We start from the raw sequence: 23,198 nt of genomic DNA on the forward strand, positions 1-23,198 counted from the left end.
GATTTGCGAGTAAACCCATAAAGTGGGTTCTAATCCCATGATGTGGGTCACTTTGATGGGATGTCAAATGGATCACATGCTGGGACGGCTCCCTGCTCACTAAGCTGGAGGCTGGCGGAAACAGATTGAAAGGGTGTTCGGACAGTGGCGAAGGAACCGGGAGCTGGGGCCTCGCCCCTGTTGGTCCTGCACAAGGTGGCGGAGATTCTGGACTGCTTTTCCGTGGAGGAGCCCGAGCCGACGCTGCAGCAGATCATCCGCAAAACCGGGCTGCCGTCCAGCACGTGCCAGCGGTTGGTCCAGAACATGCTCCGCGAGGGATTCCTGGACCGCGACGGCGACCGGTACCGGATCGGCATCGGCCTGGTCCGCTGGGCTACCCCCGGGACGTTCGGGCTGGACGTGGTCCGGCTGGTGAAGCCGGTCCTGCAGCAGCTGCGCGACGAAACCGGCGAAACTGCCTGCCTGTACGTCCGGGACGGGGCCTTCCGGACCATCGTTGCCGTGGCCGAGACGCGGCACGTTGTGATGCGGCCGTTCATGGTGGGCATGGTCATGCCGTTGCACGCAGGCGCCCCGGGCAAGGTGTTCCTGGCATTCGACCCCGGAGCCTGGGACGCCTTGGACCAGCAGGGGCTCGAGGGCTTTACGGCCGATACGCCGGTGTCAATGGAGACGCTCAGGCAGCAGGCGGCCGTTGCACGCGAGCAGGGTTTCTTTGCGGCCTTCGGGGAACGCAACCAGGACGTGGGCTCCATCAGCGCGCCCGTTTTCGACCATACTGGGCGGCTTGCATGTGCCGTGGGCCTGGGGTTCCCTACCCAGCGGATCGGGCCTGCCGACGTTGAACGGCTGGGGCCGGTGGTGGCCCGGGCGGGACTGGAGGCCAGCCGTGCATTGGGGTACGACAGCAGTCAAGCCGCCGGGTGACCACCTAGGACTGGAACTGCTGCATCACCGAGAGGTGCCCGGCCCGGGCCGAAACCAGGCACTTGGCCAGGTAGAAGGGCCGGTTGGCGTTCCGGACGTACTGCGTCAGGACCAGCACCGGGTCCGACGGGCGCAGATCCAGCAGCTTCGCCCCGCTGGGGCCCACCTGGCTGAGGCTGATCTGGCACTCGCCCGGCCCGGCCAGCCTGCCCAGCTGCTTGGTGAGCGCGGCAAGCAGGGTGGCGCCGCCGTCGTCCTCTATCTCAAGGGGCGCGGCGGCACCCTTGCCGACGCTGACCGGCTGGGCGGTGACGTTTTCCTGCAGGTGGGCGATGGCCTCGCCGTCACGGATCAGGACGGATTCCCAGAGCCAGCAGTCGGTGCCCGGCTCGACGCCGATGCCCGGGGCGACAAATTCGGAGGCCGCCTGCCGGACCACCTGGATGCCCTTGACCTCCACCTTCTGGCCGGGGCTGGCGAGGACGTCCTCGAACGGCTGGATGCGTTCGATGCCGATCCGGGGGAGAGTGTCCGAGACGAAGCGTCCGACGCCGCGCCTGGCCCTGATCAGGCCGTCCTCCTCGAGCAGCATGAGGGCTTCGCGGACCACGGTGCGGCTGACCTTCATGTCCGTGCCGAGTTCGGTTTCGGTGGGGATCATGGAGCCGGGCGTGAGGAGGCCGTTGCGGATGGCTTCGGCGATGCGCGAGTACACCGCCACGCGCAGCGGCGCGCCGGGCTGGGCGGCCACCGGCTGGGACAGGAACCGGACGGCGTCCTGGTGCACGTTTAGCCTCGCTTTTGGTTGGTTTCTTCTGGGATTCCAGCCTACTTCAGCGTCTGATGCGTTTGTTGGACAAGCGGCGTCCGCAGGTCTTAGCGCTGCTGGTACCAGTGCGTGTGGAGGACGACGGCGGGAGGCGGGTGCCGCCGTCGTCCCCCTCCTACTTGGGGGAGGTGGCCTGGCGGGCGCTGTCGCGGACAACAAGGGTGGGCGCGATCGGGGTGCGGTCCACCTCCCGCCCTTCCATGGCACCAAGGAGCACTTCCATGCTCATGAGCGCTAACGCCGTGAAGTCCTGGCGAACAGTGGTCAGGGGAGGCAGGAAATAGTCTGAACCTTCGATGTCGTCGAAACCCACCACGCTCACGTCGTCCGGGACCTTGATCCCATTTTCCGCGAAGGCCCGTATCAGCCCGAGAGCCGTGTGGTCGCTGGCGGCGAAGATCGCCTGGGGCACCTTCTGTTCCCGCACGAGTTGGAGCGCGGTCTCGTAAGCCCACCGGGGGCTCCAATCGCCTTCGAGGCACAGCCCTGGTGTAAGCCCGGCGTCGCGCAGCGCGGCTTCCCACCCGCGTTTGCGGACCCGGCCGTCGAACCAGTCCATGGAGCCGGCGAAGTGCGCGATGTCGGTGTGGCCCAGGTCTATCAGGTGCTGGGTGGCCAGCCGTGCGCCCAACTCCTGGTTCTCTGAGTATGAGAAGACGTTGGGAGTCGATGATGCTCCTGCCGCGATCATCTCCACCGGTACACGGCACGAGGCATTCCATACGGCTGCGGCCATCTCCACCACGGGGGCGATGACGATGATTCCCCCCACGCCGGTGTCGTCCAGGGTGTCCAGGGCGGCCTGGACCGACTCTCCGTAGGGCCGCTCAACGCTGATGACGGTTGTGGCGTAACCCTTCCTGCGTGCAATGTTCTCGAGGGCCATGAGCGTCCCCACCGGGCCGAACCGCGGGGAGCCGTCGGAAAGTATGCCGATGGAGGTGGACCGGCTGGTGACGAGCGCCGTGGCTGCCCGGTTCCTGCGGTACCCGATGTCCTTGATCACCTGCAGGACCCGTTGCCGCGTTGCCGCACTCACGTCCGGTGCGTCGTTGAGGACCCGCGAGACCGTGCCGAAGGAGACGCCGGCCATGCTCGCCACGTCGTTGATGGTGGGCTTCCGGCGCCGTGAGGCTTCCGGCATTCTCCCGTTCGCCTCACGGGGAACAGTTGTGCCTGCCATGCCCGCTCCTGTCTTGCACCTTGGTGGAACCATCCGGATTCCGTGCCTTTCGATCTTACGTCGGTCCGTACCCCCGTATCCGTTGAAGTAACTGTCCATGTGACCGTTGACACCTATCGCCGTAAACGTTTACGATGATGTCCGTAAACGTTTACGAAGGCTTCGTGAACGTTTACGCAGAACACATTTCAATGAAGAAAGGGAGCGCGATGCCCGACCAGATCGTCCACGCACTCGCGCTCGATCCGAACGCCGGACTTCGGGATGTCGACCAAACCCAGTGGGCAAATCTCGAAGTGCTCCTGGAGGATGCGGCGCCCGGCGATCTGGCAGCTGCTGTCCGCACCTTTGTCTCTGCCGGATCTTCGGCAGTCGTCGGAGTCTTCGATGAGGATCGCCTTTGGGCAAGCCTGGTGGTCTCCGTCGATAATTCGGGCAAACCCGCGTCCGCGTCCACCATCCCCGGCCCGGTCCGGGAAGCGGGCGAAGACATGACGAAGGCGGCCAACGAAGCGGTGAAGTGGGTTCAAGCCCACCACGGACCGTGTTCCCTGGGCTTCTTCGTCGACAAAATACACGCAGAGGCGCTGCTGGCAGCTTCAGACAAGGCCACTGCCGTCCGCACAGCCTCGGCCTCCGGCGGGCTCGTCCTGTCCCCGGTTCCGCCGGCCCTGGCTATAGCCCTCGCCTGAACCATCCCAGGCATCCACCCCCACCCACCCCAAGCACTGGAGAACAATGATGATCCGCAGGCTTCCCCTCGTGGCCCTTGCCGCAGTCCTGTCCCTTTCGGTCGCGTCCTGCAGCAGTTCGACCACGGCCACGTCCAACGCTCCCGACGCCGGTGTGTCCAGCAAGGCCCAGCAGGCCCTTGACCAGATCAAGGGACAGGTCCTGAGCAAGGGGCCCAACGGCGAGACGCCCTCGCCGGCGTCCGCAGCAGACCTCACTCCGGACGAGATCCAAAAGGTCAAGGCGCTCAACGCCAAGGCAGCCATTGTGATGCACTACGGCGGCAACGACTGGGCCAACGCCCAGATCAACGGCCTAAAGTCCGAGTTTGAAAAGCTCGGCATCAAAGTCATCGCCACCACCGACGCGAACTTCAAGCCGGACAAGCAGGTCTCGGACATCGAGACGGTCATGTCGCAGAACCCGAACGTCATCGTCTCGATCCCCACGGATCCCGTGGCTACGGCCTCCGCCTACAAGAAAGCCGCGGCTGCCGGCACCAAGCTCGTCTTCATGGACAACGTCCCCCAGGGACTGACCGCCGGCCAGGACTATGTCTCTGTTGTTTCTGCCGACAACTACGGCAACGGCGTCGTCTCCGCCCACCAAATGGCTAAGGCGCTCGGTGGCAAGGGGAAGATCGGGCTTGTCTTCCACCAGGCCGACTTCTTCGTTACCAAGCAGCGCTACCAGGGATTCAAAGAAACGATTACGAAGGAATACCCGGACATCAAGATCGTCGAGGAAAAGGGAATCGCCGGCCCTGACTTCGCTGGAGATGCCCAGGCAGCTGCGAACGCCATGCTCAGCAAGTACGCCGACCTGTCCGGAATCTGGGCGGTCTGGGACGTTCCTGCAGAAGGTGTCATGGCTGCCGCCCGGGCCGCCGGCCGGCCTGACCTGAAGATTGCCACGGAAGACCTTGGCAAGAACGTGGCCATTGCCCTTGCCAAGGACGAACTCGTCGTCGGCCTTGGAGCGCAGGTTCCGTTCGACCAGGGTGTCACGGAAGCGCGGCTGGCCGCCGGGGCGCTCATCGGCAAGAAAGCACCCGCTTATGTGGCGCTGAGCGCCCTTCCGGTTGACCACTCCAACGTCCTGGATGCGTGGAAGCAGGTCTACCACGAGGACGCCCCGAAGGACATCCAGGACTCCTACAAGAAGTAGGCAAGAACCGGCGGTGCGGGGGTCCGCCCCCGCACCGCGCCGAAAGGGCAACGATGAATACCGCAGACAATGTCGTCGAGATGCGCTCAATATCAAAGAGCTTCAACGGCGTTCCCGTATTGAAAGACGTCAGTTTCGATGTCCGCAAGGGTGAGGTCCACGCGCTGGCGGGCGGCAACGGCGCCGGGAAGTCCACGCTCATGAAGATCCTCCAGGGCGTGTACCAGGCAGACGCCGGCACAATCCTTATTGGAGGCAAGCCGACCGCCATCAACTCGATCCAGGACGCGAAGGCCGCCGGGATCGGAATGGTCTTCCAGGAGTTCAGCCTGGTACCGAGCCTGACCGTTGCGCAGAACATTTTCCTCGCCGCCGAACCGCTCGGCAAGGGCGGGCTCATCGACGATCGTGCTGCGGTGCGCCGTGCCAAGGAAGTTTTCAGTGAGATGGAAGTCGACGTCGACCCGCGCGCCGGGGTCGCACGCTTAGGCACCGCATACTGGCAACTGACGGAGATCGCCAAGGCACTCGCCCAGAATGCCCAGGTGCTCATTATGGATGAGCCCACCGCCAGCCTTGCCCGGCATGAGTCCGAAGCGCTCTTCGAACTGATCGACCGCCTCAAAGAGCGTGGCATCTCAATCATCTACATTTCCCACCGCATGGACGAGGTGTACAGGCTCGCGGATCGGATCACCATCCTCCGCGACGGCCGCCACCTCCTTACCGCGCCGCTGACGGACGTCACCCCCGAACAGATCGTGGAAGGCATCGTCGGCAAGAAGATCGAGGGCCAGCTTTCCTATCGTGCGCGTGACCATGTGGCCCACGACGGGGCGCCGCTGCTGGAAGTCCGGGGGCTTAACGCGGGGCAGCGGGTGCGGGACGTTTCGTTCGCGCTCCGGCCTGGCGAAATCCTCGGCCTGGCAGGGCTGATGGGCAGCGGACGAACCGAGCTCGCCCGTGCTCTCTTTGGCATTGACAAGCTGGACAGCGGTGAAGTCCTCCTGCGGGGCAAAAAGGTCAACCTTGGGTCTCCGCAGCAGGCCATCAACGCTGGAGTTGCCCTTATCCCGGAAGACCGCAGGGCCCAGGGCCTGGTGTTGGAGCACTCCGTCCAGGACAACCTGCTGCTTCCCCTCCTCGGCCAGATCCAGCGGGGACCCCTCCTGGACGGCGCGAAGGGGAAGGAATTGTCCTCGTCACTGATCAAGAGGTTCGCTGTGAAGGTAGCCCATCCCCACCGCCCGGTGCGGCTTCTCTCGGGCGGCAACCAGCAGAAAGTGGTCATCGCCAAGTGGCTGGGCACCGATCCGGACATCCTGATCCTTGACGAGCCCACGGCCGGCGTCGACATCGGCACCAAAAGCGAAATCCTCGACATGATCCGTGAGCTGGCAAGTGCGGGCAAGGCCGTCATTGTCATCTCCTCCGAGTACCCCGAACTACTCGCGGTCAGCGACCGCGTCCTCGTCCTTAAGGACGGCTCCATCATCCGCGATATCCCCCGCAGCGAGATTGCTGACGAGGAGTATCTCCAACTTGCAGTGCAGGGAGTCTGAAAAGTGAGCAAGGCAAACACCATCGCGCCGCGGGATACCGCGGCACCCCGTAATTTCGGCACTATCCTCAAGGAACTGGACTGGCGGCGCTACGTCATCTACATCGGCTTCGTCGTTGTCTTCCTCTTCTTCGCCGTTCTGCTCCGCGACCAGGGCTTCCTGTCGCCGAACAACCTGCTGAACATCTTCCGGCAGACCGCCACCATCACCGTCATCGCCGTCGGTATGACGTACGTGATCGCGTGCGCAGAAATCGACCTGAGCGTCGGATCCGTGGCGGGCCTGTCCAGTGTGTGCACTGCGATGGCGCTCTCCCAGTGGGGCCTGGTGCCCGGCATCCTCGCCGGCCTCGCTGTCGGTCTCGTCGTCGGATCGATCAACGGCGCCCTGGTCAGCCTCCTGGGCATCCCGTCCTTCCTGGTGACACTGGGCATGCTGGGCATAGCCGTCGGCGTTGCCCAGTGGATCACGGCGTCGGCGCCCCAGCCCATCCTCAACGACACGTTCAACATCGTGTTTGGATCCGGCAACTTCGGTCCTGTTCCGGGCCTGGTGGTTTGGAGCGCCATCTTCGTGGCCATCGGCGCCGTCGTGCTGAACCGCACCAGGTTCGGCCGCCAGGTCCTGGCCACAGGAGGCAACCGCAACGCCGCGGAGTTCACCGGCATCAATACCAAGCGCATTAAGTTCCAGGTGCTCCTCATCTCGGGCATGGTGGCAAGCGTCGCCGGCATGCTCTACGCGGGCCGGCTGCAGTCCGGACGGTTCCAGTGGGGAGCCGGAGACGAACTCTCCGCCATCGCCGCCGTCATCCTGGGTGGAACCAGCCTCTTCGGCGGGTTCGGCTCCATCATCGGCACACTCTTCGGTGCCCTTCTGATCGGCCTGATCAACAACGGGCTGATCCTCGCCGGACTCGACAGCAGCCAGCAGCAGGTGGTCCGCGGCGCGATCATCATCCTGGCCGTCGCCCTCGCCCGGAAGAAGTAGCACCCGTGACTTCCCAGCTACGGGCCGGAATCATCGGAACAGGATTCATGGGCTCTGTCCACGCCCATGCGGTCCGCGCAGCAGGCGGTGAGGTTGTCGCAGTCGCCGGGAGCAGCCAGGCTTCCGCCGAAGCCGCAGCACCCGCTCTCGGCGCCCGAACCGCAGCCGAATCGCCCGAAGCACTGATCGCACGGGCAGATGTAGATGTCATCCATATCTGCACCCCGAACGCCACCCACGCCGACCTTGCCCGCAAGGCCATTGCGGCAGGAAAAGCAGTCATCTGCGAAAAGCCACTGGCCACGAACGTTGGGGACGCGTTGGAACTGACAACCCTGGCGGCGCAGGCCGGGGTCGTCACCGGCGTGCCCTTCGTCTACCGGTTCTATCCGGCCGTCCGCGAGGCCCGCGACCGCATCCAGCGCGGCGACGCCGGCCGGCTTTGGCTCCTGCACGGCTCCTACCTGCAGGACTGGCTGGCCGGCGCGGAAGCCACGAACTGGCGGGTCGATTCAACGATCGGCGGAGCGTCCAGGGCGTTCGGCGACATCGGCGTCCACTGGTGTGACCTGATGGAGTTCACCACCGGACACAGAATCACCAGGCTTGTGGCCCAGACCAGCAGGGCATACGACGAACGCGAAACCGGCGGCCGGTTGTCCTCCGTCGCTACCGAGGACGGCGCCACGCTCCTGTTCGAGACGGACAAGGGTGCCACCGGCTCCGTGGTGGTCAGCCAAGTCAGTCCCGGCAGGAAGAACCGACTCTGGTTCTCCTTCGACGGAACCGAAGCGTCATTCAGCTTCAACCAGGAACGGCCCGACACCCTGCACGTCGGCCGCAGCGACTCAAGTTCCGAGATCCCGGTCGGCCCGCAAACACTCACGACGCCGGGCGGCCGGCGCTACGCCAAACTTCCCCCGGGCCACCCCCAGGGTTACCAGGACAGCTTCAACGCGTTCGTCGCGGACGTGTATGCGGCCGTCCACGGCCAGGAACCGGACGGCATGCCCACCTTCCGGGACGGCCTACGGGCAGCCCTCCTTACGGATGCAGTCGTAACCTCGGCCGCGCACCAGACCTGGGTCGAGGTTCCGCAAACGGACAACCTCACCGGATCACTCACCTCTTCCCCCGCAGCTGAAAGGCAGAAGCAATGAAACTCGGTTACTGTTCCATCACCTGGGGCGGCGTCGTCGGCCACCCGCAAGGTGTGACGAGCGTGAAGGACCTTTTCTACATGACCCACGGGTCCATGCAGCAAGCGGTCCAGGACATCGCCTCCGTTGGCTATCAGGGCGTGGAGATGTTCGACGGCAACCTGGCCGAATACGCCGACAAGCCCGAAGAACTTAGAGAGATCCTCAGCAGCAACAACGTCGAGCTGACCAGTGTCTATACCGGCGCGAACTTCATCTACGCTGACATCCTTCCCGACGAACTGCACCGGATCCACCGTGCCGCCGAACTGGCTGCCAACTTTGGAGCAGAACGGCTGGTAGTGGGAGGCGGGGCACGCCGCGCCGCCGGAACCACTGACGAGGACTACCACCGCCTCGGCGAGGCTCTGGACAGCGTGACGGACATCGCGGAAAGCTTCGGCCTGTCGGCAAGCTATCACCCGCACCTAAGCACCATTGTCGAAAGCCCGGAGGAACTGGACAGGCTCATGCCGCTCACCCGGATCGGCTTCTGCCCGGACACCGCACACCTTGCAGCCGGCGGAGCGGACCCGGCCGCAGTGATCCGGAAGTACCCCGACAGGATCCGGCACGTCCACCTCAAGGACTTCCAGAAGGACCCTTTCAATTTCCTGCCGCTTGGACAGGGCGGGCTCGACTTCCCCGACATCATCGCAGCCATCCGCGAGAGCGGCTATGACAGCTGGCTCATGGTCGAACTCGACAACTACGACGGTGACCCCCGGGAAGCCGCGGCCCTCAGCAAGAAGTACCTCGAAAAGCTCCTCTCTCACTAATTTTTCAACCGCGGGGACTGCCACAGACGGCAACTGCCCCGCCTTCCGGAAGGAACACGATTCACATGCAGAACCTCAACGTCGGCCTCATCGGAGGCGGCTTCATGGGCAAGGCCCACTCGCTGGCTTACGCCGCCATGCCCATGTTTTTCTGGCCCGCACCAGCCATGCCGGTCCGAAAAGTCATTGCCGAAGCCGATGATGACCTGGCCTCGGAAGCGGCCCGCCGCTTCGGCTTCGAAAACTCCACCTCAGACTGGCGCAGCATCATCGATGATCCGGACATCCACGTCGTCGACATCGCCACGCCAAACCACCTCCACGCCGAGATTGCCATTGCCGCCGCCGAAGCAGGCAAGCACATCATCTGCGAAAAGCCCCTGGCGCGTACGGGCGAAGAATCCAAGGCGATGTACGACGCAGTCAAAGACAAGAACCTCGTCCACATGGTCGCCTTCAACTACCGGCGGACTCCGGCCGTTGCACTGGCAAAGAAATACATCGAGGAAGGGGCCATCGGACAGGTCCTCAACTTCCGGGGCACCTACCTGCAGGACTGGAGCGCCGACCCCAACTCCCCGCTCTCCTGGCGTTTCCAGAAATCCATCGCAGGCTCCGGCGCCCTCGGCGACATCGCAACGCACGTCATTGACATGGCCCGCTACCTTGTCGGGGAGTTCAGCGCCGTCAACGCCCTGCTGTCCACCTGGATCCCCGAGCGGCCGCTCCAAGCCGGAGGTGCTGACGCGCTCGGCACGGTACGCGGCGGAGAAGGCCCCCGTGGCCAGGTCGACGTGGACGACGAAGTCATGACCATGATCCGCTTCGCCAACGGTGCCGTGGGTTCCGTGGAAGCAACCCGCAACGCCCACGGCAGGAACAACTACATCACCTTCGAAATCCACGGAACCGAGGGCAGCATCGTCTTCAACTATGAGCGGCGCGACGAACTGCAGGTCTGCTTCGCGTCCGACCAGGCCGACCGCCGCGGATTCCGCACCGTCTACACCGGGCCCGCACACCCCCACGGAGATGCACTCTGGCCCATCCCTGCGCTCGGCATTGGATACGGCGAAACCAAGATCATCGAGGCCTACGACTTCTTCAAGGCCATCGCGGAAGGCGGCAGCGTAAGCCCGAACTTTGCCGACGGATATCAGGTAGCCCTCATCGACGATGCAATTGTCGAGTCGGCGGCAAAAGAATCCTGGGTCGACGTTCCGCAGATCAACGCATGACGTAAGGGGAGGGGCGGCGACGAATCCGCCCCTCCCGCAAGCCCAGGACCACCCGAGGACGAAAAATGCCACACACAACAGTCAGCCACGACGAAACGCAAGTCTGGTTAATGCCGGTGTTCACCGCAAAAGCAGGGCACGAAGCCACGCTGCAGGAAGCACTCCTCGGACTGCAGTCGCTGAGCCGAAAGGACACCGGCTGCCTGGAATATACGGTCTTCGCAGACGATCAAAGGCCAGGTACGTACTTCCTCATTGAGGGATGGGCCCGCCGCGGGGACCTGGAAGCCCACAACGAGGAAGTCCATGTTAAGGACTTCGTGGACGGGGTGCAGTCCCTGCTGGCCGTACCCTTCTCCGTATCTCCGATTACGCCCCTGGTCTGATACCCGCCAACGTGGGGGAGGACGACGGCGGGACGTAAGTGCCGCCGTCGTCCTTCCCCTTCCTTCGCTGTGGAGCGCCGTTGTAGTGTCGTGCCGTGATCGTCCCAGATACGTCCCAGGATGCCGCGGCGGTCGCGGACCACTACGACGAGCTCGATCCCATTTACCGCCAGGTGTGGGGGGACCATGTTCATCACGGGTTGTGGGCGACGGGCCGCGAGACAGCCGAAGAGGCCGTCGAGGCGCTGGTCGACGCCGTCGCCGACCGGCTGAACCTGGAGCCGGGCCAGGAGAGCGTGGATATCGGCTGCGGCTACGGTGCCACCGCACGGCGGCTCGCCATGACCCGCAAGGTCCGCGTTACCGGCTTCACGCTGTCCGCTGAGCAGGGCACCTATGCCGCCGCCCATCCCGCGCCGGGTGTGGACATCCAGGTGCGTGACTGGCTCTTCAACGGGCTGCCCGATGCCTCGGCCGGTGCGGCATGGGCGATTGAGTCAAGCGAGCACATGGTCGATAAGCCCGGCTTCTTCGCAGAAGCGCACCGAGTGCTGGCGCCCGGCGGCCGGTTGGTCGTTTGTGCCTGGCTCGCTGGGACCGATGCCAGGGGCTGGAAGGTCCGGCACCTGCTTGCGCCGATCTGCCGGGAAGGGCGCCTGCCCTCGATGGGCACGCGCGAGGAGTACGAGGCGATGGCATTGGCGGCGGGCTTTGCGGTCAGGGACTACGAGGATGTCAGCCGCCGCGTTGCCCGCACCTGGGTAATCTGTGCCGCCCGGCTGATGAAGGCCTTGCTCGTCGATCCGAAGATCCGTCGACTCGCCCTTGGCGCCCGGAACCGTGACTCCTTTTGGAGCATTCCCCGCATGATCCTGGCCTACCGCACCGGCACGATGCGCTACGGGATATTCACGCTTGCGAAGGTTAAGCCAGCCTGATCGCAAGCCCGATCGACGGACTGCCTCAGGGCAGTGGCTGCCGTTCGCCCACGCTGCGTGCACGCGTGTCTGCCCATGTCGTTTAGGGGTTTCGTTCTTTGGCAGACGCAGCGTTCCCGTCCGGCAGGAGGTTGGCCCCCAGGGTCCTGGCCATGAACACCCCGAAGCGCTCCGCGGTCCAGCCGCGCTTGAGGACAAGGGTCTCGTAGAGCTCAGCCGAGGTGCTCATGAAGAAGACGTCGGCCACCTCCTCCGCGGTCAGGCCCGGGCGCAGGAACCCCCTTCCGAGCACCTGGTGCGCGTTGTGCAGCATGCGCTGGTACCGCTCGTCGTCCACATCGCGCAGGAGTGCGGCCATATCCTGGTCCCCGCTCGCCGCGGCGTCCCTGATGAGCAGGTAGACGGGGGAGCCCAACGGGCTGACCTCGGCGATGAACCGGCCGAACTGCTCCATGAGTTCGCGGGGATCGGTGACCGTGGCCTGGGCGCGGTCCGACCGTTCCTCAGCCGGGGGACCGCCTGCTCCCAGCAGACTCTGTGCGTAGATGGCCCGGACAAGCCCCGGCTTTCCGCCGAACCCCTTGTACACGGATTCCTTGGAGACGCCGGCGGCGTGGGCGATGGCCGCGATAGTGGTCCGGCCGTACCCGTGGGCCAGGAACAGCTCGCGCGATTGGGCCAGCACCCGCTTCCTGGACTCCTCGGCCGCCTCCTGCCGGCGGCGGGCATCGTAGCTGCGGGGGCGGGGCGGCGCACCGTTGACTGCGGGTCCCATCGGGCTTATGCTCCTTGTATCAGTTAGATACAGCTAACTGTATCAAATTCAGCGATCCAGCCTCTCCGCCTCCCGCGACGGAAACTAAGGAGCAGATCATGGACGCTTCAGGAATCGAGCGCGTCCCCGAAGGCCCAGTGCGGCGTATGCTGGCCGCGGCCAACCGCCATGACCTTGAGGCCATGGTGTCTGAATTCGCGGAGGACTACAGGAACACCACCCCCGTCCACCCCGCCCGCAGCTTTACCGGCTCCGCGCAGGTCCGGAAGAACTGGACGGCGCTCTTTGCCGGTCTGCCGGATCTCACCCTCACCGTCCACGACGTGGCCACAGGGCCGGATGGCAAAGTCTGGATGGAATGGAGCAACCGCGGCACCCGGCCGGACGGGTCCGTACAGCGTGCTGCCGGGGTCTCCATCCTCACCGTCCGCGGCGACAAAATCGCCGCAGCCCAGTTTTACCTTGAACCCGTGGACCAGGATTCCGGCGACGTGAACGTTGCCATCAGCGAGGCAGTCCATGGGGCAGTTGGAGGTGACCGGTCATGATCCTGGTGGTCGGCGGCACCGGCCGCCTCGGCCGCGCCGTGGTTTCCCTGCTCCTTGCCGCCGGGCAGCAGGTCCGCATCATGGCCCGGGGCAAGTCCCAGCCCTTCCCCCGAAAGATGAGCGACGGCGTCGAGCTCCTCCGCGGGGACCTCGGCTCAGACGCGGACTGCCAGCAAGCGGTGGCTGGCTGCGATGGGCTGGTGTTCGCGGCTTCAGGATTCGGGGTCAAGGACTCGAACCCGCGGACGGTGGACCGCGACGGCGCCATCCGGCTGGTCCGCGCGGCGGCCGCGGCCGAAGTGAAACATGTGGTGATGATGTCCATGCATGGTGCTGCCGCCGACGGGCCTATCGACTTCCTGCGCTGCAAGGCTGCGGCCGAGGATGCGGTGCGCTCGTCCGGCGTGCACTGGACGATTGTCCGGATCGGGGCCCTCCTGGAACAGCGGCTTGAGACCATGACGGCCCCGCTTGAATCGAAGGGCAAGGTGCCGGTGTTCGGCTCGGGATCCGCCCCCGTGACCTATACCTCGGTCCGGGACGCCGCCGCCGTCGTGGTCCGTGCCCTCCGCGACCCGGCGCTTCGGAACCGCGTCATCGAGTGGGGCTCGCACACGCTGACCGGCAACCAGCTTGCGGAGGCTGTGCTTGCCCGGGCAGGCCATGGAAAGGTTCAGCGCGTTCCGGCGGCCGCCCTGCGGGTGCTGTCGGTGGCGGCCAAGCCGTTTTCACCGTTCCTGGCCAGGGTGGCAGGGGCCGGTATCTGGGAGGAATCGGGGACGGCTGCTTTCGAGTTTGGCCAGGCGCGCTCCGAGTTTCCCGACATTCCCGTCGCCGGGCTGCAGCAGGTGCTTGAGGAGTCCGGCGCGTTGGGAACTTCGACGTAGGCGCATGTGCGCCATCCGTGCAGTAAGGCAGGGTTACGCGGCTTAGGGGCGGACTGGTGTGGCCGCTTCGTTTCCGAGCACCGTTGTCCACGGGTTGGCGGTCCACTCCGTGACCACGCCGTTGAGGACGTAGGGGTCGGCGGCTGCAAAAGCTTTGGCGGCTTCCACTGCGTTTTCGCCGGTGAAGATCAACAAGCCTTTAAAGGGGACTTCGCCAACGGCGCCGCCCAGCAGGAGCTCGCCGCGTTCGACTGCCTCCCACCCCGCCCGGAGGTGGTCTGCGCGGTACTGTTCGCGGCTTTCGAGGTAGTCGTCTGCGTAGGTGTATTCCAGCACGGCGTGCATGCGCGTCTCCATATCGTTCAGGGGTTTCGTTCGTTGTAGAAATAGCCTACCCACCGGGACTTACCCGGAAACGGAGGCCACCTCAACCTGTACCCCCGCGTCCCGGAAATTCTGCACCTGCTCGGGATCGGCGCCGTCGTCCGTCACCAGGGTCCAGGGGAGTGCCAGCCGCGCCCAGGCGTGGAACGGCCGCAGCCCGAGCTTGGAGGAGTCGGCCAAAACATAAACCAAACGCCCCCGCCGGGCCATGAGCTCCTTGAGCCGGGTCTGGGCGTGGTCGGCTTCGCAGATGCCGTCCTCGGCGGTGACGGCGTCGGCGCCCAGGAACACCCGGTCAAAGCTCATCCGCTCCAGAGCCGCCTCGGCCAGCGGGCCCACGAAACTCTGCGAGACGCCCCGGAGCCGGCCGCCCAGGCAGTCCACCTCGATGCCCTCGGAATCGGCCAACTCCTGCAAAGTATTCAGACCCGGCGTCGTCACGGACAGCCGATCAAACCCGCGCAGTTCGTGCGCCAGGGCACCCGCCGTGGAGCCGGCGTCGAGCAGGATGTTTTCCCCGGGCTGGATCACCGACGCCGCCCACCGGGCAATGGCATGCTTTTGCTCGAACGCCTCACCCGTGCGCTGCCGCAGCGACGCCTCCGGGTGCGCGCCCAGCGCCATCGCCCCGCCGTACGTACGGGCCAGCCGGCCCTGTGAATTCAGCAGCGCGAGGTCCCTGCGGATGGTGGACGCGGTCACCTCGAAGCGGGCCGAAAGTTCCTCCACGGAGGCCAGGCCGGTGGTCACGGCAAGGTGGTAGATCTCCTCGCGCCGCGCGTTTGCGCTGAGCATTCCCGGTCTCCTTCCCGTGGGTATGGCGGTGGCAGTGCTACCCATGCTAGTTCCGGCTCTAACGAATCAGGGACGGCAACGGCCGGCCAGCAATTCTACGCTGACCGGCCGTTTCGCTTCTGGTAGTGCTCAGGCCTCGTCGCGCGCTGGTGCCAGGTCCACTGCCTGCCGCAGCGCCTCGAGCAGCGACTCGTGGTCGGCAATGTTCTTGCCGGCGATGTCGAAGGCCGTGCCATGGTCAACTGACGTCCGCACCACGGGGAGGCCCACGGTGATGTTGACGCCGTTCTCCAGGCCCAGGACCTTGACGGGTCCGTGGCCCTGGTCGTGGTACTGGGCCACCACCAGGTCGAAGTCGCCGCGGCCGGCCAGGAAGAACAGGGTGTCCGCCGGGAGCGGGCCGAACGCGTTGATGCCGTCCGCCTGGGCCTTCTCGATGCCCGGCTGGATCTTCTCCGCCTCTTCGCCGTAGCCGAACAGACCGTTCTCGCCCGCGTGCGGGTTAATGGCGCACACGGCGATCCGCGGGTTCTCGATCCCGGAGGTGCGCAGCAGCTCATACCCGCGCTTGATGGTCCGGTAGACCAGGTCGCCGTTGATCTTGGCGATGGCGTCGATGAGGCCGATGTGCGTGGTCACGTGGATGACGCGCATCTTGGGCGCGGTCAGCATCATGGACACTTCCTCGGTGCCGGTCAGTTCGGCGAGGAGTTCCGTGTGGCCCGGGAACTTGTGTCCGGCCGCGTGCAGGGCCGCCTTGTTGAGCGGTCCCGTGCAGATGGCATCCACCTGGCGGTCCATTGCCAGCTGCACGGCCTTCTCGATGAAGAGGTACGAGCCGTGTCCGGCGGCGGCGGACAGCTCGCCCCAGGCCAGGTCCTCCGGAATGCAGTCGATGTCCAGCACATCGATGGTGCCTTCCTGGAACAGTGCCTCCGACGGTTCGGTGACCTTGCGCAGGGTCAGCGGGCTGGACACGATGTCCGCGGCGAGCTGCATCCGGCGAAGATCGCCGATGACCAGCATCCGCGCCTTGGACCGGAGTTCGCTGTCCGCCAGGGCCTTGACGATGATCTCCGGGCCAATGCCGGCCGCGTCGCCCATGGTGATGGCTACAATCGGGCGTCCCATTATTTGCTACTCATTTCAGTCGTAGTGCTAGTGAAAAACTGTTTGGTCCTGGCCAGCGTGCCGGCGTCCCCGAATGCACCGGCCTTGGTGACCAGCAGGGGGAGGGGCTCCGGAAGCAGGCTCATGACCACTCCGGGCTCAATCTCCCCGATGACGGTGAAGCTGCCGGCGCCGAGGGCCTTTAGGACGGCCGTGGCGGTTTCCCCGCCCGTCAGGACCAGCGCCTCGCAGTGCTCGACGCCGGCCGCAGTGGCCCGTGCCAGCGCCTCCGCCACCACCAGCGCCTGCGATTTATCCACGGCGCCCATGGGATCCGGCGTCAACACCACGTCCGTCCGCAGCATCGCCGCCGCAACTTCGCGCGCGACTGCCGGATCCTCGAGCGTCTGGTGGTCCAGCGTGATGTGCCGGGCACCTGCGGCGACCAGCGCGTCCGTCTGCTGCCGGGCGAGGCCGGAATAGCTGCCAATCACGGTCAGCGTCCGTGTCACGCACCTCGCGTGCTCCTGAAGAACATCCTGCCCTTCTCCACGAGGGGCAACGTGCCCGGCCAGTCCGCCGGAGCCCACCAGGAGTGCGGGGAAGTCCAGCAGGGCTGCCGCGGCAGCCACGCGTTTCAGGTCGTCGTCGGAAACAGCGTCAAGTACGACGGCGTCACGCCCGCGTTCCTGCACGTTGCGCAGGCGCGCGGCCAGTTCCTCCGGGGTGGGGTGCGTTTCCCGCTCCACGAGTTCAGTCGAAAGACCGCCGGCGGCAAGCGCCGCCGCGACGTCGCCGTCGAAGCTTCCCTGCGCGTTGTGCGCACCGTTGACGTGGACCAACCCGCGTACGGTGGTCCTTCCCGTAGCCGGGAAGGCGGGGGCCACAAGGGCCAGGCCCCTGCTGCGGCCTTCACTGACGCGGCCCAGCGCTGCGGCAACCTCGGCACCGACGTTGCCGCGAAGCAGCGAGTCGATCTTCTTGAAAACCTGCCGGTCCTGTTCCAGGGCGCGTGCCACAGCCGCGGTGACGGCAGCCGCTGCATCTTCCGCTGAAAGGTAGCGGCTCTCGGTGTTGACCGACAGGATGTCCGCTTCGGGCCACATGGAGTCCAGGTCCAGGATGACGGAGCTGCTGTGGGTGGGTCCGTAGGCTGCGGCGGCATCGGCCGCCCCCGTCAGGTCGTCGGCGATGATTGCCCAGCGCTTGGCTGCGGGGGTGCTCATACTGCTGGGGCCACCTCGGGGGTTTCCACGGGCTGCTTGGCTTTCAGGCGCTTAGCGTACCAAGCGACCATGAGCGGGCAGCCGATGGCGGTCACCACTACGGACGCGGCCACCAGCACGGTTGCCGGGCCCGCTGCCGGGGCATAGGCCGGGTTGGCGGCGGCCACCAGCATGGGAACGGTGGCTGCGTTGCCTGCGGTGGTGGCTGCTGCGAGGCCGGCGATGCCCGAGCCGCCGGTGAGCTTGTCCGCGAAGAAGAGCACGGCGCCGCCGGCAATGAGGACGAACAGGCCCAGGGCCACGCCGAGCAGCCCGGCGTTCAGGACCTGGCCCAGGTTCAGGCCGAAGCCCAGTGCCAGGGCGAAGAACGGGATCAGGACAGGTGCCGCGGAGGACAGGAACTTGCGCATGGCCGGGTCCAGGGCGCCCAGGATGGCGCCGAGGAGCAGGGGAATGATGGCACCCACCAAGGCCTGCCACGGGAAGGCGGACAAACCGGCGACGCCGAGGGTCACCATGGTCAGGAAGGGGCCGGATTCCAGCGTCATCACGGAGTAGGCAGCAACGTCCTTGGGCTTGCCGTACTGGCCCATGAGTGCCATGTACATGCCGCCGTTGGTGTCATTGAGGGCGGCCAGGATCGCCAGCACGGAAAGGCCGGACAGCAAACCGCCGTCGATGGGAAGTTCACCCATGAACCGGCCTGCGATGACGCCGATGATGATGGCGAACAGGACCTTGCTGCCGAAGAGGACTCCGCCCTTTTTCAAAATGTACGGGGTGGCCTTGATGTCGATGCTGGCGCCCATGCAGACGTAGAACACCGCGAGGATCGTGGTGCCGCCGGTGAAGAGGGCGCCGGTGAAGGACCCGAAGAACTTTGCGGAATCCGGGGCGAAGGTGCCGAGCAAGGCGCCGATGAGCAGGGGGATCAGCATCATGCCGCCAGGAACCTTTTCCATGGTGGCCTTGATGGGGACAGACATGTGCAACCTCATTGTTGTGTGGGGGAGAGGGAGGTCGGGCTGCGGGCCCGAAGCATGATGTAGATCATAGCTACTGATGCGCGATTAGCGCAAGGCTTGATGCGCGAATCGCGCAGCCCTCCGACGGCGGCCGTTACAGACGTGCCCGCCGTCCCGCCCCACTGACCGGTTTAGTCTCCGGTCAGCGCCGCCTCAGTCCCGGGCCAGCGAGGGACTCTCCGAGTCTGCCTTTGCCTCTGCGGCAGCGCGGCGATGTGCGGCGTGCCCTGTCACCGTGACTGCCGTAGCGATCACCGCAGCCATGGACAGTGCAAGCGCCAGGTGCACATGCAGCGCAGCCGCTCCGGCCAGGGCTCCCAGCATGATCAGGGCAATGGCCAGGGCGCGCCGCTGCCAGAACGTTCCCTTGCCGCCGGCCAGCCGCGAATCCGACGCGAGGCCGGTGATGGTGGAGGTGACCACCACGGTGGTGATCTCCGCGACCTTCAGGCGTTTCGCCGTCGCGGCCTGGGTGCCCATGAGTAGGGCGAGTGCGCTGGTGACGATGCTGCCAAGCGTGGGGTCCGCCTGCACGGGGGCCAGGAGCACGAAGACCGTCAGTGCCCACAGGCCCAGCGACACCGCGAGCAGGGCCGCGGAGGTCTGCGGCGACCAGCCTTCGCCATTGCGCCGAAGAAGCCGCCCTGCCAGGGCCGCGCCAAGCATGAAGAAGGCCAGCGCCAACGCCGGCCGCAGCACGGGGAGGCTTGTTCCGCCCGCCATGGCCATGCCCAGCAGCACCACGTTGCCGGTCATGTTCCCGGTGAACACGCGGTCCAGGCCAAGGTATCCCATCGCGTCCACCACGCCGGTGGAAAACGTCAGGGCCAGCATCAGCACCAGATGCAGTCGCTCAGCTGAGCCGAAAAAATGTTTCCTCACCGTAAATTCTCCAATACACCCTTGAATCGAAACGTATACCAAGGATATGTTCGTTCAGCGATTGTATTCAATCTCACATTCCGTGCTCGATCATAGGACTTGTATGAGACTCCCGTTCCGCCCCCGGGCCCTTCCGGACGGCACTCCATTCAGGGCGAGAAGCGCTGCCTTGGGCGGCGGCGTGGCCGCCTTGGCACTGGCGATGACCGCCTGCGCACCCATCCAGCCCCTGCCCGAGGCGGTAGTGCATAACGACGTGACCTCCGCCCCCATCGGCAACCAGAAAGTGGTGGAAGGCGGCGACCTGGTGATGGCCCTCTCGGCTGAACCCGACCGCCTGGACCCCACAACGTCGTCGTCCCTCTACACCCGGTATGTCATGCAGACGATGTGCCAGAAGCTGTACGACATCAACGCCGAGGGCAAGATCGTTCCGCAGCTTGCCACCAAGCTTCCCGAGGTGAGCAACAACGGGCAGACGGTGACCATCCAGGTGCGGGACGACGCCGTGTTTGCCGACGGCACCAAGTTCGACGCCGAAGCCGTCCGCGCCACCCTGGACCGGGACCTGACCATGAAAGGTTCCGCCCGCAAGAGCGAACTTGGCCCTATCAGCGGCATCACGGCCCTGAACCCCACCACCGTCCAGATCAGCTACAAGAAGCCGTTCGCCCCCCTCACCGCGGCGCTCGCGGACCGGGCCGGCATGATCCTCTCGCCCACGGCGGTTGCTGCGGCAGGGGATACCTTTGGAGACCACCCCGTGTGCGTGGGACCGTTCAAGTTCAAGCAGCGCATCCCGCAAACCTCCATCCAGGTGGAACGGGACCCGCTCTACTACGACGCCAAAAACGTCCACCTGGACACGGTGACGTACCGGATCATGACCGACTCCAATATCAGGACCGCCAACCTGCGCTCCGGCGACGTCCAGGTGGCGGACTCCATCGCACCCCAGGACGTGGACGCGCTCGCCAAGGAACGCGGCGTCGGCGTGCTCCAGGTGGGATCCCTGGGCTACCAGGGCCTGACCATCAACCTGGGCAACACCAACGGCGTGGGCAAACCGGTGGGGGACCTCAACACGCCACTGGCCAAGAACGCCACCATCCGCCAGGCGCTGTCCATGTCGATCGACCGCAAAGCCCTGGTGAGCACGCTCTTCAACAACTGGTACGAGCCTGCCTGTTCCCCCGTGGCACCCTCCAGCCCCTTCTCTTCGGACGCCGCCCAAGGCTGCCCGGCCTACGATCCGGCGAAGGCCAAGCAGATGCTGAAGGACGCCGGGGTTCCGGTGCCCTTCCCCATCAAGGTCCAGGTCACCAACTCGCCGGACTCGCTGCGGTATGCGCAGGCGCTCCAGGCGTCCGCGGCGGACGGCGGATTCGCCCTGACCATCGCGCCCGTTGAGTACTCCACGCTCCTGGACGTCCAGAGCCACGGCAGCTTCGAAGCCCTGCTGCTGGGCTGGTCCGGACGCGTGGACCCGCACGGGAACATGTACAACTTCCTGGCCACCGGCGGCGGCAACAACTACTCCGGCTACAGCAACCCTGCCGTGGACAAGCTCCTCACCGACGCCTCCACCACCACAGACCAGGCAGCCCGCGCGGCCCTCTACGGGAAAGCCGTCCAGCAGGTGCAGGCCGACGACCCGATCATCTACCTCTACCGGATCCACAGCCTCACGGCCTACTCCAACAAAGTGGCCGGAGTGGAAACGTTCGCGGACGGTGTGGTCCACCTCAGCAACGCGGCCTTCGTGAAGAAATAAGGACTCCACCATGATCCGATACCTCTCGACCCGTCTCTGGCACTCAGCCATCACCCTGGTGCTCGCCTCCGTGGTCATCTTTATTGGCATCCGCCAACTCCCCGGTGACCCGGCCATTGCCATGGCGGGGGAGGAGGCCAGTCCTGAACAGCTCGACGCCATCCGCTCCCAGCTCGGCCTGGACCAGCCCCTCCCCGTCCAGTACTTCTCCTTCATCGGCCGGCTGCTGCAGGGAGACCTGGGAAAGTCCACCCGCACCGGAACACCCGTCACGGACCTGCTCGCCGGCACCTTGCCCGTGACGCTGTGGCTTGCCGCCTACGCAATCGTGGTGGCCGTCGTCGTCGGCGTCCTGCTCGGCGTGGTGGCCGAGCGGTACCGCGGCCGCTGGCCGGAATGGCTCTCCAACGGCTTTGCCCTCATCGGCCTGTCCGTTCCCAGCTTCTGGCTTGGCCTGCTGGCCATCCTCTACCTGGCCGTCAACCTTGGCTGGTTCCCCGCGTCAGGCTATGTCGACGTCGCTACGAACCCCGTGCGCGGCCTGTACTACCTGACGCTGCCGGCGGTGATCCTGGGCACCGGCCTCGCCGCCGTCATCCTGCGCCAGACGCGGGCCTCCATGATCGAAACCATGAGCACGGACTACGTCCGAACCGCCCGCGCCAAGGGCCTGGGCGGCGGCCGGATCCTGTTCCGCTACGGGCTCCGGAACTCCCTGATCGTGGTGGTCACCATCGTGGGCCTGCAGCTGGGCGGACTGATCTCCGGAGCTGTGGTCACGGAGCGCATCTTCGCCCTGCCCGGCTTCGGCAAGCTCACCCTGGACTCCGTCTTCACCCGCGACTATCCCGTGATCCAGGCCGTGGTGCTGGTCATCACCGTTGGGTACATCCTGATTAACCTTGCGGTGGACATCCTGTACTCCGTGATCAACCCGCGAATCCGAGTAGGAAGCAACTGATGGCCGTCACCGATATCCGCCCTGCAGCCGCGGGGGCAACCAGCCTGGGCTCCGACCGCGGACGCATCTGGAAGTCGCTCCGGCGGAACCCCCTTGGCCTGGCCGGCGGTATCCTGCTGGCCCTCGTGGTCCTGGTCGCACTGCTGGCACCGCTCCTGGCGCCGTACGATCCGGCGCAGGTCCACTTCGCCACCCCGTTCCAGAAGCCCGGCACGGTGGGCTTCCTGCTGGGCACCGACGACCTGGGCCGGGACATCTTCTCCCGGCTGGTCTTCGGTATCCGTTCCTCCCTCGAGGTCGGGGTGCTCGCGGTCCTGCTCTCGGTGGTCATCGGAACCCCGCTGGGGCTGCTCGCCGGCTACTGGCGGTGGCTGGACGCCATCATTTCGCGGCTCAACGACGTGACCCTGGCCTTCCCCTTCCTGATCATCGCGGTGGGCCTCGTGGCCATCACCGGCCCCAGCCTGGGCAACGCCGCAGTGGCCATCGGCATCGCACACATCCCCGCCATGATCCGGATCATCCGCGGCGAAACCCTGCGGATCAAGGAAAGCGACTTCGTCATTGGCGCCAAGACCATGGATGCCTCCGGCGGGCGGATCATCTTCCAGCACATCCTGCCCAACACCGCCTCCTCCCTCATAGTGCAGGCCACGGTGATCATGCCCGCGGCCGTCATCGGCGAAGCGGTGCTGTCCTTCCTGGGCCTGGGCATCCAACCGCCCGCACCCAGCCTGGGCATCATGCTCTCCGACGCCCAGCAGTACCTCTTCCGCTCACCCACAGCGGCCATCGTCCCCGGCCTGGGCATCGCCGCGATCTGCCTGGCCTTCAACCTGTTCGGCGACGCCCTGCGCGACGCCCTGGACCCCGCCGCCACCACCCGAAAGAAATAGCC

General features: G+C 65.6%; 24 protein-coding genes. 15 read left to right on the plus strand and 9 right to left on the minus strand.

Features of this window, described 5'->3' with window-relative positions; translation table 11 throughout:
* Positions 1-144 precede the first annotated feature (144 nt).
* On the plus strand, positions 145-930 hold the full coding sequence (locus ACETK3_RS12940) for an IclR family transcriptional regulator (RefSeq protein WP_373993036.1): 786 nt from the start codon (positions 145-147) through the stop codon (positions 928-930).
* 4 nt (positions 931-934) lie between these two features.
* On the opposite strand, the gene ACETK3_RS12945 is transcribed toward ACETK3_RS12940, so the two are convergent.
* Positions 935-1,717 carry a GntR family transcriptional regulator gene (locus ACETK3_RS12945; RefSeq protein WP_373993037.1) on the minus strand — a complete coding sequence of 261 codons (783 nt, stop codon included), beginning with the start codon at positions 1,715-1,717 and terminating at the stop codon, positions 935-937.
* 157 nt (positions 1,718-1,874) lie between these two features.
* Positions 1,875-2,942: a LacI family DNA-binding transcriptional regulator gene (locus tag ACETK3_RS12950; RefSeq protein WP_373993038.1), complete on the minus strand. Its 1,068-nt coding sequence runs from the start codon at positions 2,940-2,942 to the stop codon at positions 1,875-1,877.
* Between the two features lie 209 nt (positions 2,943-3,151).
* Between ACETK3_RS12950 and ACETK3_RS12955 the strand changes: the two genes are divergently transcribed.
* The 9 genes from ACETK3_RS12955 to ACETK3_RS12995 all read left to right on the plus strand — a co-directional run bounded on the left by ACETK3_RS12955 (position 3,152) and on the right by ACETK3_RS12995 (position 11,933).
* On the plus strand, positions 3,152-3,634 hold the full coding sequence (locus tag ACETK3_RS12955) for a hypothetical protein (RefSeq protein ID WP_373993039.1): 483 nt from the start codon (positions 3,152-3,154) through the stop codon (positions 3,632-3,634).
* 46 nt (positions 3,635-3,680) lie between these two features.
* Positions 3,681-4,841 (plus strand): substrate-binding domain-containing protein, encoded by a 1,161-nt coding sequence (locus tag ACETK3_RS12960; RefSeq protein WP_236801389.1) that lies wholly within the window; start codon positions 3,681-3,683, stop codon positions 4,839-4,841.
* A gap of 53 nt (positions 4,842-4,894) precedes the next feature.
* Positions 4,895-6,403: a sugar ABC transporter ATP-binding protein gene (locus ACETK3_RS12965; protein ID WP_237430062.1), complete on the plus strand. Its 1,509-nt coding sequence runs from the start codon at positions 4,895-4,897 to the stop codon at positions 6,401-6,403.
* Positions 6,404-6,406: 3 nt separating this feature from the next.
* The gene (locus ACETK3_RS12970; RefSeq protein ID WP_236801391.1) at positions 6,407-7,393 is read left to right on the plus strand and encodes an ABC transporter permease; all 987 of its coding nucleotides are present in this window, start codon (positions 6,407-6,409) and stop codon (positions 7,391-7,393) included.
* A gap of 5 nt (positions 7,394-7,398) precedes the next feature.
* Complete coding sequence (locus ACETK3_RS12975; RefSeq protein ID WP_236821524.1) at positions 7,399-8,553, plus strand: Gfo/Idh/MocA family protein; 1,155 nt, start codon at positions 7,399-7,401, stop codon at positions 8,551-8,553.
* Entirely contained in the window at positions 8,550-9,371 is an 822-nt protein-coding gene (locus ACETK3_RS12980) for a sugar phosphate isomerase/epimerase (RefSeq protein ID WP_237430063.1), read from the plus strand. Before ACETK3_RS12975 ends, ACETK3_RS12980 begins: the two co-directional genes overlap by 4 nt.
* Before the next feature lie 65 nt (positions 9,372-9,436).
* Positions 9,437-10,609, plus strand: a complete 1,173-nt coding sequence (locus tag ACETK3_RS12985; RefSeq protein WP_237430064.1) for a Gfo/Idh/MocA family protein — start codon at positions 9,437-9,439, stop codon at positions 10,607-10,609.
* Positions 10,610-10,674: 65 nt separating this feature from the next.
* The gene (locus tag ACETK3_RS12990; protein ID WP_236821525.1) at positions 10,675-10,995 is read left to right on the plus strand and encodes a putative quinol monooxygenase; all 321 of its coding nucleotides are present in this window, start codon (positions 10,675-10,677) and stop codon (positions 10,993-10,995) included.
* 95 nt (positions 10,996-11,090) lie between these two features.
* Positions 11,091-11,933 (plus strand): class I SAM-dependent methyltransferase, encoded by an 843-nt coding sequence (locus ACETK3_RS12995; RefSeq protein ID WP_236821526.1) that lies wholly within the window; start codon positions 11,091-11,093, stop codon positions 11,931-11,933.
* A gap of 82 nt (positions 11,934-12,015) precedes the next feature.
* Here the strand turns inward: ACETK3_RS12995 and ACETK3_RS13000 are convergent, their stop codons facing one another.
* Entirely contained in the window at positions 12,016-12,708 is a 693-nt protein-coding gene (locus ACETK3_RS13000; RefSeq protein WP_237430065.1) for a TetR/AcrR family transcriptional regulator, read from the minus strand.
* Between the two features lie 98 nt (positions 12,709-12,806).
* Between ACETK3_RS13000 and ACETK3_RS13005 the strand changes: the two genes are divergently transcribed.
* Positions 12,807-13,256 (plus strand): nuclear transport factor 2 family protein, encoded by a 450-nt coding sequence (locus tag ACETK3_RS13005; protein ID WP_237430066.1) that lies wholly within the window; start codon positions 12,807-12,809, stop codon positions 13,254-13,256.
* Positions 13,253-14,143 carry an SDR family oxidoreductase gene (locus ACETK3_RS13010; RefSeq protein WP_237430067.1) on the plus strand — a complete coding sequence of 297 codons (891 nt, stop codon included), beginning with the start codon at positions 13,253-13,255 and terminating at the stop codon, positions 14,141-14,143. The genes ACETK3_RS13005 and ACETK3_RS13010 overlap by 4 nt, the downstream gene beginning before the upstream one ends.
* A 42-nt stretch (positions 14,144-14,185) precedes the next feature.
* On the opposite strand, the gene ACETK3_RS13015 is transcribed toward ACETK3_RS13010, so the two are convergent.
* The 6 genes from ACETK3_RS13015 to ACETK3_RS13040 form a co-directional block, all read right to left on the minus strand.
* A complete protein-coding gene (locus ACETK3_RS13015; protein ID WP_236821530.1) occupies positions 14,186-14,488 on the minus strand; it encodes a YciI-like protein in 303 nt (100 codons plus the stop codon).
* A 60-nt stretch (positions 14,489-14,548) separates the two neighbouring features.
* Positions 14,549-15,322: a DeoR/GlpR family DNA-binding transcription regulator gene (locus ACETK3_RS13020; RefSeq protein WP_237430068.1), complete on the minus strand. Its 774-nt coding sequence runs from the start codon at positions 15,320-15,322 to the stop codon at positions 14,549-14,551.
* Between the two features lie 129 nt (positions 15,323-15,451).
* The gene (pdxA, locus tag ACETK3_RS13025) at positions 15,452-16,453 is read right to left on the minus strand and encodes a 4-hydroxythreonine-4-phosphate dehydrogenase PdxA (RefSeq protein ID WP_236801404.1); all 1,002 of its coding nucleotides are present in this window, start codon (positions 16,451-16,453) and stop codon (positions 15,452-15,454) included.
* Positions 16,453-17,658, minus strand: a complete 1,206-nt coding sequence (locus ACETK3_RS13030) for a four-carbon acid sugar kinase family protein (RefSeq protein WP_236801405.1) — start codon at positions 17,656-17,658, stop codon at positions 16,453-16,455. Before ACETK3_RS13030 ends, pdxA begins: the two co-directional genes overlap by 1 nt.
* Positions 17,655-18,644 carry a 2-keto-3-deoxygluconate permease gene (locus ACETK3_RS13035; protein WP_236801406.1) on the minus strand — a complete coding sequence of 330 codons (990 nt, stop codon included), beginning with the start codon at positions 18,642-18,644 and terminating at the stop codon, positions 17,655-17,657. Before ACETK3_RS13035 ends, ACETK3_RS13030 begins: the two co-directional genes overlap by 4 nt.
* A gap of 192 nt (positions 18,645-18,836) precedes the next feature.
* Positions 18,837-19,565 carry a YoaK family protein gene (locus ACETK3_RS13040; protein WP_236801407.1) on the minus strand — a complete coding sequence of 243 codons (729 nt, stop codon included), beginning with the start codon at positions 19,563-19,565 and terminating at the stop codon, positions 18,837-18,839.
* 103 nt (positions 19,566-19,668) lie between these two features.
* Between ACETK3_RS13040 and ACETK3_RS13045 the strand changes: the two genes are divergently transcribed.
* Genes ACETK3_RS13045 through ACETK3_RS13055 form a run of 3 tightly spaced genes read left to right on the plus strand, consistent with a single transcriptional unit; the run spans position 19,669 to position 23,196 of the window.
* Positions 19,669-21,339: an ABC transporter substrate-binding protein gene (locus ACETK3_RS13045; protein WP_236801408.1), complete on the plus strand. Its 1,671-nt coding sequence runs from the start codon at positions 19,669-19,671 to the stop codon at positions 21,337-21,339.
* Between the two features lie 10 nt (positions 21,340-21,349).
* Positions 21,350-22,300, plus strand: coding sequence for an ABC transporter permease (locus ACETK3_RS13050; RefSeq protein WP_236821535.1), 951 nt, complete (start codon positions 21,350-21,352; stop codon positions 22,298-22,300).
* A complete protein-coding gene (locus ACETK3_RS13055; protein ID WP_237430069.1) occupies positions 22,300-23,196 on the plus strand; it encodes an ABC transporter permease in 897 nt (298 codons plus the stop codon). Before ACETK3_RS13050 ends, ACETK3_RS13055 begins: the two co-directional genes overlap by 1 nt.
* Positions 23,197-23,198 lie beyond the last annotated feature (2 nt).

The sequence above is a fragment of the Arthrobacter sp. E44 genome (assembly GCF_041877125.1).
Taxonomy (GTDB): Bacteria; Actinomycetota; Actinomycetes; order Actinomycetales; family Micrococcaceae; genus Arthrobacter.